Genomic DNA, 13,470 nt, shown 5'->3' on the forward strand with positions numbered 1-13,470 from the left:
GCCCACTCATAACCGTGTTTTAGCCAGCAACAGCAAGAGCACATAGGCCAACACGGTATAAGCAACACCCCGGTGGAGAACGGCATTGCGATAGCAACTGCATATCGACGAAAGGAGGCCCGTCGTGCACTCATCGTCACGCTGGCTGCCGATAAAACAGTGCAAACAGCGCATTGAGACGGGTAGTGTACGCAAAGCAGTCGCTCAGCGATTGAATAAAGCGGTAACGACGATGGATGCGCAATCCAGCGTATCCTGAAAGGATGTGCCTCTATACAAGCCGCTTCACACGCAGTAAAATCCCCGCCTTTTTCTTGTTACCGGGAGGGATAACATGTTTATCGGCTTCGACTACGGCACGGCCAACTGTTCCGTTGCACTGATGCAAAATGGCACGCCACGCCTGTTGCCACTGGAAAACGACTCTCCCTATCTCTCATCCATGCTGTGCGCGCCAACGCGTGAAGCCGTCAGCGAGTGGTTGTGGCGCCATCATCACGTGGATGCCCAGGGCGAAAATGCGCAACTGCTGCGGCGCGCCATCAGCTATAACCGCGATGAAGATATTGCCGTTGACTCTCACAGTGTACACTTCGGACAAGCGGCACTGGCGCGTTATATGGATGACCCGCAAGAAGTGTGGTTTGTGAAATCCCCCAAGTCATTTCTAGGTGCGGTAGGGCTAAAAGCACAGCAGATCGCCTTTTTTGAAGATCTGGTGTGCGCCATGATGCTGCATATTCGCCAGCAGGCAGAGCTACAGGCGGGAGATACCATCACGCAGGCGGTGATTGGTCGTCCAATCCATTTCCAAAGCATCGGTGGTGATGCTGCGGATAAGCAAGCACAGGACATTCTTGAGCGCGCAGCAACGCGTGCCGGGTTTCGTGATATCGCATTTCAGTTTGAACCTGTCGCCGCCGGGCTGGATTTTGAAGCGACGCTTCAGCAGGAAACGCGGGTGCTGGTAGTCGATATCGGCGGGGGAACGACCGACTGCTCAATGCTGCTGATGGGGCCTGAGTGGCACCGCAAGCAAGAGCGCCACGACAGTCTGCTGGGACACAGCGGGTGCCGTACCGGTGGCAACGATCTCGATATCCAACTGGCCTTCAAACAGTTTATGCCGCTGCTCGGTATGAATGGCATGACAGAAAAAGGCATTGCACTACCAACCTTGCCCTGGTGGAATGCGGTCGCTATTAACGATGTGCCGGCGCAGAGTGCGTTTTACAACTATGCAACCCGCACACTGATCAACGAGATGATCCGCGATGCGCGTGAACCGGCACAGGTCAAACGTTTATTGAGCGTATGGCAGCAGCGCTTGAGCTATCGTTTGGTGCAACAAGCGGAGGCTTGCAAAATTGCCTTATCCGATGCCTCCCTGACCGAGGCTGCACTGGCGTTTATTGAAACCGCGCTGGCAACACGCGTTTCTGCCGAAGAGATGGTGCAGGCGATTGCGCAACCCGTGTCGCAGATTCAAACCCAAATTCGCCAGGCGTTGGATGACAGCGCAACACGTCCAGACGTCGTCTATCTGACCGGTGGAAGCGCGCGCGCGCCGCAGCTGCGTCTGGCGGTACAACAAGCATTGCCTGATGTGGCTATCGCCAGCGGTGATGATTTTGGTTCCGTCACCGCAGGGTTAGCTCGCTGGGCGGAATTACTGTTTGAGCGTTAAACGAGGAATGGCACGCCCTGACGGGCGTGTCAGATTTCCACTTATGCCTTTTGATTCAGTACCAATTGCCCATTTCTGTCCAACGGGATTTGGGTGCCGGGATCGCGATCCATGCGGATCTTGCCTTGCTGTGCGCCAATTTTATAGGTGACGTCATAGCCCAACACTTTCTGGGATTTGTCATATACCGTCTGGCAACGCTGTTGCGTCGTAGTGTAGGTATCATTATTCTGCATATGGCCCTGAACCTGATTGCCTGCATACCCGCCCGCCAACGCCCCCGCCACCGTGGCAATATCCTGCCTCGACCACCGCCGACCTGATGGCCCAAGACGCCACCGGCCACCGCACCGAGTACCGACCCCGCCAGACGATTCTCATCTTGCACCGGACGACGATGGGTTACGCTAACATCACGGCACTCCTGACGCGGTGTTTTCACCGTTTCTTTAATGGGTGTTGCCGAAATAACCTGGGCAAACTGCGGCTCGGGTGAAAAAACTTCCATGCTGGCTACCGCCGCTACGCCCAGAGCAGCAGCCACACCGATACCCACCCCCGCTAACATGGATTTGTTCACAGAAACCTCCTGAATGACCGCTCGCACCTGCTTTATTCGCTGTATCCATGAGCGTCAGAGGATAGTGCCCTTAACGTCGGTATCAGCCATTACAGCGTGCGTTGTTTCGTTAATAACTGACGAAAGTGTGCATTCGAAGAGAAAAAGTGACAATCAGATTAGTTAACCAAAAGCCTAGATATGTTAATAAAATGCGGTTATTTGGGATTTTTCTTAGGGGGAATTGGCGTTAAGGCGAGATGTTATTCTGCGCGTAAAAAGACGCGATGTTTGAACCTTTCAGGACAAGACAACGCGCCACCCCAACAGGCAGCACGTTGTAGAATCCCGTCGATTAATGCAGTTTCAAGCGCGGACGAATCACGCGGTTAATACCGCCCACCAGCATCATCAAACCGGTTTTGGTATAGCCGTGCAAGGCAATCTGGTGCATACGGTACAGTGAAATATACACCACACGCGCAATGCGCCCTTCCACCATCACCGATCCACGCATCAGGTTACCCATCAGGCTGCCGACAGTGCTGAACTTGGACAACGATACCAGCGAACCGTGATCCTTGTAGACATAAGGCTTCAACGCCTGACCGTTAAGCTGGGCCAGAATATTGTGATAGCAACGCGTCGCCATCTGGTGCGCCGCCTGGGCGCGCGGCGGGACCACACCGCCACTCGGTTGCAGGCACGATGCACAATCGCCGATGGCATAGATATTCGGATCGCGCGTGGTTTGCAGCGTCGGTTCCACCACCAACTGGTTGATGCGGTTGGTTTCCAGACCGGCTATCTCTTTCATGGCATCGGGTGCTTTGATCCCTGCGGCCCACACCATCAAATCGGCTTCGATAAACTCGCCCTCTTTGGTGTGTAAACCACCGGGTTTCGCTTCTGTGACCATGGTTTTGGTCAGAACGCGTACACCGATATTGGTCAATTCCTGATGTGCAGCAGCAGAAATACGCGGCGGCAACGCGGGCAAAATACGCTCACCGGCCTCTACCAGCGTCACGTTCAATGCCTGATTATCCAGCCCGTCAAAGCCGTAGCTGTGCAGTTGCTTGACCGCATTGTGCAGTTCTGCGGAGAGTTCCACCCCAGTTGCGCCGCCGCCGACGATAGCAATGTTAACCTTCTCTTTGTCGTCATTAGCGTTTGAGGTGAATTTCAGGAACAGGTTAAGCATTTCATTGTGGAAACGGCGCGCCTGTTTGGGGCTGTCGAGAAAAATACAGTTGTCTTTCACGCCGGTGGTGCCGAAATCGTTGGAGATACTGCCCAGCGCGATCACCAGAATATCATAGGACAGCGAACGTTCAGCAACCAGCATTTCACCCTGATCGTTATCGATTTCGGCCAGTCGAATGCACTGGTTTTCACGATCGATATCCATCTGCGTACCTAACTGAAAGTGGAAGCCGTGGTTGCGGGCATGCGCCAGATAGCTCAGCGCGTCAATGTCATCATCCATCGAGCCTGTTGCCACTTCATGCAGCAATGGTTTCCATAAATGACTTTGATTACGATCGACCAAGGTGATCTCAGCTTTGCTTTTACGCCCCAGCTTATGGCCCAGGCTGGTGGCTAATTCCAAACCGCCGGCTCCACCGCCGACAATAACAATTTTTTTAAGTGCTGATGTCAAAACGACCCCCTGATTGTGAACCAATAGTTAATAAGGCGTAAAAAATAATATCCTTATATTACATAGGGTTCTCATAAGTTAAATGCAAAATCTGAGGGAAGAATAGCACGCCAGGTCATTTGGTCATACCAAAATTGATATATATCAATTTATTTTTTATCCACTTGATTCGCAGCAAAAAATTTTCTTTTGAATTCATCAAATTATTTTGTAGGTGGTGATGTCAGTATAGGACACACGACGTTAGACGATGCACGTCAAACGCCGTGGCAGGGAAAAATGGAAGGGGTTGTTAGCGATCAACCGAGCGTTTTAAACGCCTTAATGCGCTGAAGGTGCGGCGAGATACTCTTGAATTTATGTGTCTGGAGATCGTCCCAAATCACTTCGTAGAACGACCCCAACAGCGCGGCACTGCGCTGGCTGTCCAGCATTTCATCGTTGCGCGACAGCACGGTCAGACAGCGATCGCGATTCTTCTCACGGAAATTGGCGACACACTTGGTGGCAATGTCGGCATACTCTTCAGGCCTGTCGATTTTTCCTGCCATATTCTCTTGCGGGAACAGGTTTGGATTGAAAATGACCTGACGAATATCACATAAAAAGCCGATACGTTCAGCCCAAAAACCACCCAGCCCTACACCACAAATCAGCGGACGCTCGTCCTGCGCACGCTGGATCAGCTTGTCGACCTGTTTGAGTAAATGTTGCATATCATGCCGGGGATGAAGCGTACTGTAGCTCAACAGCTCAACGTCCTGGTCAATAAACTGCAACTGCAACACTTTTTCATGGTTACCAGGGCTAGTGGAATCAAAGCCATGCAAGTAGATAATCATCTGAACTCCATCCTCCGGTTACGGCCAATGCCAGACGTCGCCTCATTACCGCGAGCAAACGCTTTTTGATAATACACCTGATGGATCGTGCCTGCATTGACCGATGACAGGTTATCTGACGCGCAGGTGTGGATCACTCATCCAGATTACACATTAAGTCCGAGAGCACGACGCGATGCAGAACCTGCCGCTAAAAACGCCGTTTGTCCCGTTTGATGCCAGCACACCTCACACCACATCAGAATAAGATAATCGGCCCAGGGCAGCCACTGTTGAACCGATGCGTTCAATGCCTGCGCGCACAACCCCGGGCGCTGCTGTTGGTAGGTTCGCAGCAAGTGCCGTTGTGACTCAACATCAAGTCCGTTGCCACGCACCAGCAGCGCCAGTTCCAGTCCAATGTCACCATCGGCAGCGTATTCCCAATCGATAAGCAGCAGCGACCCCTGCGGCGTGATCAAGACATTTTCGCTATGCACGTCAAGATGCAAAGGTGCCCACGCGAGCAAGTCAGGCGGAGCTTTACGCTGAAAATGGTGGTGCCAGCGCAACAGCGCAGGCGAGCGCCGACGCGGATCCATGTTTTGCCAATGGTGGGTAAACTGCATCGGCAAATTCAAACGAAAACCACAACACGGTAGGCGATGAAGTTGGCTGAGCAGTTGTGACAGCGATCCGTTTTCCAATACGCAGGAAAAATCCTGCGCAGACGTCGTCGTCCCTTCGGCCCATTCCACAATGAGCCAGCCGTCGCGGTATACAACAGGTTTAGGGGCAAGCTGCCGTGCTGAGAGTTGACGTAACACCCGGTATTCACGCTGCCTGAAGACACCGAGCTGCGCTGCCCCGGTGGTTTGCGGCCGCGCCAGCAGTTGACGATCACCCACGCGAACGCGCCAGCAACCGCGTCCCGAACCGTTCACGGCATCGAAATGAAAACCGGCGGTATCGACCGCCGGAAAGTGTTGCGCAAGCAGACGTTCAAGCGCCACTTTACTGTTGGACGGCACCATTTCCCGACCACACGATTTCGCCGGTTTGCACCAGCATCAGTTGCATATCCAACTGCGGGGTTTTCACATCACCGCTTACATCGCTGTAGAGCACATACTGCGCGCTCACGTAGCGCGCCAGGCCAATCGCCTTGGTGCGCGAGCCCAGACTGTCCTCTGCCGATAACCCCAGCGTCTGTTTCGCCACGGCCACCTGTTCACGCGGCACCAGTGTGAACGCGTTGCCGTTGCTTAGCGCTGCGTAAATTGCCGCTGTTGCCTTCGCGACCGGCAGCGAACCGTTGGTGTTGTTCTTCACGCTGTCAACCAGCAGGATACTGCCGGGTGCGACGCCGCTGGCCTGCCGCATTTGTGCCACTAACGGTCCGACGCTGTCATCCCAGTTCAGGGTTTGAATTTTCGGAGGCGTAGGCACTGGCTGTCCCGGCGGCGGGGTGACAACTTCCGGCAGCGACGGTTGCACCGGTTCGATCTGCGCCGGTGGCTGTTGTTCTGGCGGACGGGTCATACATCCGGTCAACACCATCGCCCCGAACAGCAGCACAAGATACTTTTTCATGCTTTCCTCTCTAAACGCTTTTACAGAAACAGATGGAGGCGGACTTGCTGAACATTCTGCCCCTCATGCGCGCCGGAGATACGCACTTCGCTCTGTGCTTGCACCAGAACGCTGCGCACCTCGTCATAAGGCAGCACATCTAACCCTTTTCCGTCATACCAGTAGAAACGGTACTGCACCGCCACGGCCTGGGATGAGGTATTGCGCAGCACCGCCCAGGCACTTCCCCCCTCACTGCGCGTGGTCAGATCGGGTTTTGATGCCGTAATCCCTGCGGACAGCAGAGAGGCATCAAGCACTAACGTTTGCCGCTCGTTGATGGTCAACACGGGCGGTTTGCTGGAACACGCAACGGCCCCCAACACCAATACCGCAGATAACAGGCCACGCACAATCTGGAAGTTCATGAAGTTAGTCCGACAACAACGGCCCCAAAGGACGTCCACCCAGCAGGTGCATATGAATATGATAGACCTCCTGGCCGCCATGGCGATTGCAGTTAACGATCAGACGATAACCGTCTTCATCGATGCCTTCGTCGTGCGCAATCTTGCTCGCAACAGTAAACAATCGCCCGAGCGCCTGCTCATGCTCAGGCAACACATCGTTTACGTTCGGAATCAGCACGTTAGGCACGATCAGAACGTGCGTTGGTGTACGGGGAGCGATGTCACGAAAGGCAGTCACCAGTTCATCCTGATAGACGATGTCGGAAGGAATTTCCCGGCGGATAATTTTACTGAAAATGGTTTCTTCAGCCATGTTTGAGTTCCTTGTAAACGTGTAATGCCGAACGGTTACGGCAGTATGAGTGACTCTTTCGGTTGCTTTCAACCTTCTTTCTGTTTTTTCTTATTCAGACGTTTGAATTTCAGCGCGTTCACCACGGGCTTGCGCCCAATAAAAAAGGGAGCTTACGCTCCCTTTATCACTCCCCGGACAACGAATCAATGATTACGAATGTAATCGTCCATATCCGTTTTCAGGTTGTCAGATTTAGTACCAAAAATCGCCTGTACACCGGAGCCTGCAACAACAACGCCGGCTGCACCCAGTTTTTTCAGACCTGCCTGATCCACTTTGGCTACATCACCGACGCTGACGCGCAGACGCGTAATACAAGCGTCCAAATTGGTGATGTTCGCTTTGCCACCGAATGCCGTCACCAGTGCCGCGGCCATTTCACTGTTGTTCTGCGCAGACTGTTCAGCAGTACTCTCTTCGCGGCCCGGCGTTTTAAGATTCAGTTTGGCAATCAGTACGCGGAAGATGGTGTAGTAAGCCAGCGCATAGCACAAGCCAACGATCGGGAACAGCCACAGATTGCTGCCGTTACCGCTCAGTACCACGAAGTCGATCAATCCGTGGGAGAAGCTGGTGCCATCACGCATCCCCAGCAGGATACAGATGGGGAACGCCAGGCCCGCCAGAATGGCATGGATCACGTACAGGATCGGTGCCACAAACAGGAAGGAGAACTCAATCGGTTCAGTGATCCCGGTCAGGAACGAGGTCAGCGCCGCAGAGAGCATAATGCCGCCCACTTTAGCCCGATTCTCCGGCTTGGCTGAGTGCCAGATGGCAATCGCTGCCGCAGGCAAACCGTACATTTTAAACAGGAAGCCGCCTGCCAGTTTACCCGCAGTCGGGTCTCCGGCCATGTAACGTGGGATGTCACCATGGAACACCTGGCCCGCCGCGTTGGTGAACTCACCGATCTGCATCTGGAACGGCACGTTCCAAATATGGTGCAACCCAAACGGCACCAGCGAACGTTCAACAATACCGTACAGACCAAATGCCAGCACCGGGTTCTGATAGGCTGCCCAATGCGAGAACGTCTGGATTGCGGTCCCTACCGGTGGCCAGATAAAGGAGAGCACCACGCCGGTGATGATCGCCGTCAGGCCAGAGATAATCGGCACAAAGCGCTTACCGGCAAAGAAGCCCAGGTATTCCGGCAACTGGATGCGGTAGAAACGGTTGAACATGTAAGCCGCAATCGAGCCTGCGATGATCCCGCCGAGTACCCCGGTATCCGCCAGGTGCTGTTTGATGATCACTTCAGGCGGCAGTTGCAGCACGAGTGGAGCCACCGCAGCCATCGTCTTCACCATAATGCCGTAGGCAACAACGGCCGCCAGCGCTGAAACCCCATCGTTATTGGTAAAACCGAGGGCAACGCCGATGGCAAAAATCAGTGGCATATTGGCGAATACGGAGTCACCCGCTTGCGCCATCACGCTTGAGACGATGGCCGGCAGCCAGCTAAAGTTGGCCGATCCGACGCCCAGCAGGATACCTGCAATGGGCAGTACGGAAACAGGCAGCATCAGCGACTTACCTACTTTTTGCAGGTTGGCAAATGCATTCTTGAACATAATTGAGTGTGCTCCTGAGTAATAGTGCTTTACGGCGTTATAGCAACAAAAGGCGGGGAGGATACCCTTTGTTATTTGAGGGATTTATCCCTCTTTTAATTTTTACGCAGAGTAAAATAAATGAATCATTCAATGTTTGACTGCTATCACGTTTCATTGCGCCAGCAGGTCGAGTAGCGCACAAAATCACTATTTCTGTACGTAACAGGCAGGCAGAGCTTCTGTCACTGGTGGTGAAATCACCAACCAGCGCACAGGTAAGCATCAATTAATTACGCGGCACAAAAAAACTCGGCCATTGTAAACACTAGACTGCGGCGGTCAACCGCTGTGAATCGATGTGGAACAGGCGGGAGAAATTGTCTGTGGTCGTTGCCGCTAATTGTGCGATATCAACCCCTTTTAGCACGGCCAGATACTCGGCAACATCGCGCACATAGGCCGGCTGGTTCTCTTTGCCACGAAACGGCACCGGCGCCAACCAGGGTGAATCGGTTTCAACCAGCAGGCGGTCCAGCGGAACAAAGCGGGCAACGTCACGAAGTTCGTCTGCATTACGAAAGGTCACAATGCCTGAAAATGAGATATAGAAGCCCATATCCAGCAGCGTACGCGCCGTCGCGATATCTTCAGTGAAGCAGTGCAGCACACCGCCACAGCGCTCTACTCCCTCTTCTTTCAGGATATCAAGGGTATCCTGACGCGCCGAACGGGTATGTACGATAACCGGCTTGTTTAACTCACAGCCGATGCGAATGTGTTCCCGAAAGGAATAACGCTGCTGCACCTGTGTTTCCGGTTGGTAATGGTAATCAAGACCGGTTTCTCCCATCGCCACCACGCGCGCATCGGCTGCCAGTTGGCGTAACTCGGCATAATCATACGGCGCGTCCTGATTGAGAGGGTGTACACCACATGAATAGGCCACTCCCGGGCGATCGCCGATCAGTTCACGCATGGTGCGAAAACCCGGCAGCGTGGTTGCTACCGCCAGCACAAAGCCGACGTCACGCGCCCGCGCTTTAGCCAACACATCAGACACATCTTTATGCAAAGATTGATAATCCAGGCCATCAAGGTGGCAATGCGAATCCACTAATAACATGCTATTTACTCAACGCTTATCAAACAGAGAAAGAAGGGAGGACATTAAGGCTTGCCGTCTGGAACCGTTGTTCCCATTCCAGTAACACATCAGCCAGCAGGAGTTCACGGTTTACGCCTGTCACCGTCAGGAGTTGATGGCGGCAGCGCAGCCAACGAGCAAGCACGGCGTCGATTTCCGCCGCGGACAACTGGTTGGCTAACAGCGCGATCAGCGCATCCTGATCGAGGTTGACGCGCGCACTCGCGGCTCCACGCTGTATTTTTAACGCATCCAGCAGCAGCGAGGAGAGCCAGTGAATACGCTCCGGTGCATCGTCGTGGTTCAGTTGTGGCAACAACGAATAAAACGCACGTGCTGGCACCGCGTTTGCCAGCGCCTGACATAATGCCGTGCGCTGGCGTGCGGTATCGTCTTGCAGCAGGTGCTCAGCCGCTAGCGGTGCACCGGCCTGCAAACGCAGCGCGGTTTGCAGCGCCTGCTCAGAAGCAGGGTGTCGTTTATTGAGCCAGACCACGCTCTGCGCTTCGTCAGGCGTAGGCAGATAAAGGTGCAGGCAGCGGCTGCGCAGTGTCGCCAGCAAACGCGTTGGTTCATGACAACCCAGCAAAAAATAGGTCGCTTCTGGCGGCTCTTCCAGGGTTTTTAACAACGCATTGGCCGCCGCTTCCGTCAACTGCTCGCTGTTTTCAATCCATACCAGCTTGGCACCGCCCTGCCGCGAACGCTGATAGAGGTTTTCCAATACGCTGCGTATCGCATCAACCCCTAACGTCTGTTTGCCCTTTTCCGGGCTTAGGGCATACCAGTCCGGGTGCGTGCCCGCCATCATCAATTTACAGGAATGGCATTCACCGCAGCTTTTCATGCCCTCGGGCTTCTGGCACAGAACGCGTCTTGATAACGCATACACCAGCGATTCGCGTCCCATACCCGGCAACGCGTGCAGCAATACCGCGTGGTGCGCCCGTCCCTCCTGATATCCCTCAATCAGTTGTCGATAGGGCCCATTCAGCCAGGGATACCATTCCATGCTTAGCGCTCCTGTACCGACAACGGCGCGGCATCAGGTGCCTGTTGCTGACCAAGCCACTGCACCAGCGCGGCTTCAATATCCGCACTCACCCTGTTCAACGGTTGTGAGGCATCAATGGTAACGATGGTGGCATCGGTGGCAGCCAGCGCCTGATAACGTGCACGGGTACGGGCGAAGAAATCCAGCGATTCTTGCTCAATACGGTCAAGCGCACCGCGTTGGCGCGCGCGCGCCAGTCCCTGCTCCGGGGGAATATCAAGGTACAACGTAAGATCGGGACGAAATGTGCCCAGCACGGTATCACGCAGTGACTGCATGAGCGGTTGATCCATACCGCGTCCGCCGCCCTGATAAGCCTGCGAGGAGAGATCGTGGCGATCGCCAATCACCCAACTGCCACGCGCCAAGGCAGGTTTGATGACGTTGTCTACCAGTTGTACACGTGCGGCATAAAGCATCAATAACTCCGCTTTATCGGTGATTCTCTCGTCGTCGGCCCCCTGTTTTATCAGGTCACGGAGTCGCTCGGCCAGCGGCGTACCGCCCGGCTCGCGGGTAAAAACCACATCCTGCACGCCGTGCGCCCGTAAGGTTGCTAATACGGTATTCTGCGCACTGGTTTTACCTGCGCCTTCCAATCCTTCAATCACGATAAATTTACTGTTCATCCCGGTCCTTCAGCGTTGAGCGGTAAGCGCGCACTGCACGGTTATGATCGGCAAGGTTGGTCGTGAAACGGTGCCCCCCCTTCCCGTCCGCCACAAAATAAAGATAATCTGTTTTTGCCGGATGCGCGGCAGCTTCAAGTGCAGCTCGGCTCGGCATGGCGATTGGCGTCGGCGGCAACCCGGCAATCACATAGGTATTATACGGCGTGGCGGTGTCCAGCGCGCTACGCGTTATCACACCATGATAATCCTCACCCATACCATAAATCACGGTAGGATCGGTTTGCAGACGCATGCCGGCGCGTAGACGATTCACAAACACCGACGCGACCTGAGGGCGCTCCTCTTTGACTGCCGTCTCTTTTTCCACGATGGAAGCCATGGTCAGCAGTTCTTCCGGCGATGCATAAGGCAAGCCCGCTTCGCGATTTTTCCACACGCCATCCACCGCATTACGCATGCGATGATGCGCGCGCAGCAGCAGATCGCTATCGCGCGTGCCTGCGGTATAGAGGTAGGTGTCAGGGTAGAGCCACCCTTCCGGATTTTCCGTCTCTTTGATGTCCAACAGAGCAGCAATCTCTTGCGGCGTTTTATCCTGCACGCTGTGCGTCAGGTAGGGTGCGGTTTTCAACGTTTCCAGCCAGTCACGCAGCCGCGATCCTTCGACAAAACGAATAGAGAACTGCGCCTCTTTGCCGCTCGCCAGCAGCGCTAACATCTCCCGCACCGTCATGCCCGGCATCAAGCGATAGGTGCCCGCTTTGAACTTTGCCAATTCGGGCTCCACGCGCAACAACCATTGAAACAGCACCGTTGGAGGGATCACCTGCTGTTCTGTCAGCGAGGTTTCCAGCGCTTCTCTACCGGTTCCGGCTGGGAGGGTGAAAATGGTCTCTTGTTCAATCAGCAGCGGTGAACGGGCAAACTGTTGCAGGTTATGCCATGCAGCGCCGAGTGCCGAGGCGAGTACCATCACCCCCAGCAGGAAAAATAGCGTTTTCTTTCTTTTCATCATTCAACCATCGACTAACCGTTAGGGCTCAGTAGTTGGTACAACGCTCTGGAGCGATAACACCAGGTATCAATTTGATTGACCGGAAGCACCGGCATCAATGCATTACAAACAAACACTTCATCAGCATCGGCGAGCGTCGTCACAGGTTCGCGCACTACCTGTAGCTGATAATCGGGGTACTGGGCCAAGCGGGTCATCACCTGCTGACGCGCCACGCCGTTCACGCCCGCGAATGACAAATCCGGCGTAAATACCTGATAGCCTTTGCGCCAAAACAAATTAGCCGCACAGCATTCCACCAGGCAGCCCTCAGTGTCAAGCACCACCACATCATCGACACCTTGCGCCTCCATCTCCTGGCGTATCAGGATCTGCTCCAGCCGGTTCAGGTGTTTAATGCCTGCCAGTCGTGGGTTGCGCCCCAACGCGACCGGGCTGATACCAAGGGCAATACCCTGCCTGCGCCAGGCGGTGTAATGAGCAGGATAGCCAGTCTGCATGACAATACGTGTTGGTTCGCTACACGACAGCGTACTGTAACCTCGGCCGCCACTGCCACGCGTCAAGATGGTTTTCACTACGCCTTGCTCCACGCCCTGCGCCGCCCGTTCCATTTCGACATGCAGTATATCCCATGCCGCATACGGAATTTGTAAACGCGCCGTGTCCTGCCGCAACCGTGCCATATGCAATGGCAGCCATACGATCTTGCCGTCCAGCACGCGTGCCGTGGTGAAGCACCCGTCACCATACTGAAGGCCACGATCAATAACGGCTATCTGCGCTTGCGCCTGGCCATTTATCCAAAACATTCGCTGTCCTCACCCAACAGGTTCATGAACGCCGATGTCCCCCCCCCGAGGGTAGAGGCAACCGCGTGACGTCCAGAGTGCCAGTAACCCATGACGCCAACAAGGGGCGCGTTCTGAATTATGCCCT

The 13,470-nt window shown here is 54.5% G+C and carries 14 protein-coding genes and 1 pseudogene; 2 read left to right on the forward strand and 13 right to left on the reverse strand.

What is annotated here, in order from left to right; all coding sequences use genetic code 11:
• Positions 1–124 precede the first annotated feature (124 nt).
• Positions 125–259, forward strand: coding sequence for a hypothetical protein (locus K6K13_RS23450; protein ID WP_286206768.1), 135 nt, complete (start codon positions 125–127; stop codon positions 257–259).
• A gap of 75 nt (positions 260–334) precedes the next feature.
• Positions 335–1,687 carry a molecular chaperone gene (gene yegD / locus K6K13_RS12705; protein WP_222157360.1) on the forward strand — a complete coding sequence of 451 codons (1,353 nt, stop codon included), beginning with the start codon at positions 335–337 and terminating at the stop codon, positions 1,685–1,687.
• Positions 1,688–1,728: 41 nt separating this feature from the next.
• Here yegD and K6K13_RS12710 read toward each other — a convergent pair.
• The 13 genes and pseudogenes from K6K13_RS12710 to pabC form a co-directional block, all read right to left on the reverse strand.
• Positions 1,729–2,267 (reverse strand): annotated as a pseudogene (locus tag K6K13_RS12710) (glycine zipper 2TM domain-containing protein).
• Between the two features lie 334 nt (positions 2,268–2,601).
• Positions 2,602–3,909, reverse strand: a complete 1,308-nt coding sequence (locus K6K13_RS12715) for an NAD(P)/FAD-dependent oxidoreductase (protein ID WP_222157361.1) — start codon at positions 3,907–3,909, stop codon at positions 2,602–2,604.
• 299 nt (positions 3,910–4,208) lie between these two features.
• Positions 4,209–4,751, reverse strand: a complete 543-nt coding sequence (gene ycfP / locus K6K13_RS12720) for an alpha/beta hydrolase YcfP (RefSeq protein WP_222157362.1) — start codon at positions 4,749–4,751, stop codon at positions 4,209–4,211.
• 146 nt (positions 4,752–4,897) lie between these two features.
• Positions 4,898–5,764: a phosphotransferase gene (locus K6K13_RS12725; protein ID WP_222157363.1), complete on the reverse strand. Its 867-nt coding sequence runs from the start codon at positions 5,762–5,764 to the stop codon at positions 4,898–4,900.
• On the reverse strand, positions 5,745–6,323 hold the full coding sequence (gene lpoB, locus K6K13_RS12730; protein ID WP_222157364.1) for a penicillin-binding protein activator LpoB: 579 nt from the start codon (positions 6,321–6,323) through the stop codon (positions 5,745–5,747). Before lpoB ends, K6K13_RS12725 begins: the two co-directional genes overlap by 20 nt.
• Positions 6,324–6,343: 20 nt before the next feature.
• A complete protein-coding gene (locus K6K13_RS12735) occupies positions 6,344–6,730 on the reverse strand; it encodes a YcfL family putative periplasmic lipoprotein (protein ID WP_222157365.1) in 387 nt (128 codons plus the stop codon).
• Between the two features lie 4 nt (positions 6,731–6,734).
• Complete coding sequence (gene hinT / locus K6K13_RS12740; protein WP_222157366.1) at positions 6,735–7,085, reverse strand: purine nucleoside phosphoramidase; 351 nt, start codon at positions 7,083–7,085, stop codon at positions 6,735–6,737.
• 185 nt (positions 7,086–7,270) lie between these two features.
• The gene (gene ptsG / locus K6K13_RS12745) at positions 7,271–8,704 is read right to left on the reverse strand and encodes a PTS glucose transporter subunit IIBC (protein WP_222157367.1); all 1,434 of its coding nucleotides are present in this window, start codon (positions 8,702–8,704) and stop codon (positions 7,271–7,273) included.
• 307 nt (positions 8,705–9,011) lie between these two features.
• On the reverse strand, positions 9,012–9,809 hold the full coding sequence (locus K6K13_RS12750) for a metal-dependent hydrolase (RefSeq protein WP_222157368.1): 798 nt from the start codon (positions 9,807–9,809) through the stop codon (positions 9,012–9,014).
• A 19-nt stretch (positions 9,810–9,828) separates the two neighbouring features.
• Positions 9,829–10,842: a DNA polymerase III subunit delta' gene (gene holB / locus K6K13_RS12755; RefSeq protein ID WP_222157369.1), complete on the reverse strand. Its 1,014-nt coding sequence runs from the start codon at positions 10,840–10,842 to the stop codon at positions 9,829–9,831.
• Positions 10,843–10,844: 2 nt separating this feature from the next.
• Positions 10,845–11,513 carry a dTMP kinase gene (gene tmk / locus K6K13_RS12760; RefSeq protein ID WP_222157370.1) on the reverse strand — a complete coding sequence of 223 codons (669 nt, stop codon included), beginning with the start codon at positions 11,511–11,513 and terminating at the stop codon, positions 10,845–10,847.
• Positions 11,503–12,528: an endolytic transglycosylase MltG gene (gene mltG / locus K6K13_RS12765; RefSeq protein WP_222161076.1), complete on the reverse strand. Its 1,026-nt coding sequence runs from the start codon at positions 12,526–12,528 to the stop codon at positions 11,503–11,505. The genes tmk and mltG overlap by 11 nt, the downstream gene beginning before the upstream one ends.
• 14 nt (positions 12,529–12,542) lie before the next feature.
• On the reverse strand, positions 12,543–13,343 hold the full coding sequence (pabC, locus tag K6K13_RS12770) for an aminodeoxychorismate lyase (RefSeq protein ID WP_222157371.1): 801 nt from the start codon (positions 13,341–13,343) through the stop codon (positions 12,543–12,545).
• Positions 13,344–13,470 lie beyond the last annotated feature (127 nt).

The organism is Symbiopectobacterium purcellii (genome assembly GCF_019797845.1).
Classification (GTDB): Bacteria; Pseudomonadota; Gammaproteobacteria; order Enterobacterales; family Enterobacteriaceae; genus Symbiopectobacterium; species Symbiopectobacterium purcellii.

Bases quoted from the DNA above. Each gene is read 5' to 3' on its own strand.
- holB (WP_222157369.1), bottom strand. From the start codon at position 10,842: ATGGAATGGTATCCCTGGCTGAATGGGCCCTATCGACAACTGATTGAG.
- hinT (WP_222157366.1), bottom strand. From the start codon at position 7,085: ATGGCTGAAGAAACCATTTTCAGTAAAATTATCCGCCGGGAAATTCCT.
- tmk (WP_222157370.1), bottom strand. From the start codon at position 11,513: ATGAACAGTAAATTTATCGTGATTGAAGGATTGGAAGGCGCAGGTAAA.
- mltG (WP_222161076.1), bottom strand. From the start codon at position 12,528: ATGAAAAGAAAGAAAACGCTATTTTTCCTGCTGGGGGTGATGGTACTC.
- K6K13_RS12735 (WP_222157365.1), bottom strand. From the start codon at position 6,730: ATGAACTTCCAGATTGTGCGTGGCCTGTTATCTGCGGTATTGGTGTTG.
- lpoB (WP_222157364.1), bottom strand. From the start codon at position 6,323: ATGAAAAAGTATCTTGTGCTGCTGTTCGGGGCGATGGTGTTGACCGGA.
- ycfP (WP_222157362.1), bottom strand. From the start codon at position 4,751: ATGATTATCTACTTGCATGGCTTTGATTCCACTAGCCCTGGTAACCAT.
- pabC (WP_222157371.1), bottom strand. From the start codon at position 13,343: ATGTTTTGGATAAATGGCCAGGCGCAAGCGCAGATAGCCGTTATTGAT.
- K6K13_RS12725 (WP_222157363.1), bottom strand. From the start codon at position 5,764: ATGGTGCCGTCCAACAGTAAAGTGGCGCTTGAACGTCTGCTTGCGCAA.
- K6K13_RS12750 (WP_222157368.1), bottom strand. From the start codon at position 9,809: ATGTTATTAGTGGATTCGCATTGCCACCTTGATGGCCTGGATTATCAA.
- ptsG (WP_222157367.1), bottom strand. From the start codon at position 8,704: ATGTTCAAGAATGCATTTGCCAACCTGCAAAAAGTAGGTAAGTCGCTG.
- yegD (WP_222157360.1), top strand. From the start codon at position 335: ATGTTTATCGGCTTCGACTACGGCACGGCCAACTGTTCCGTTGCACTG.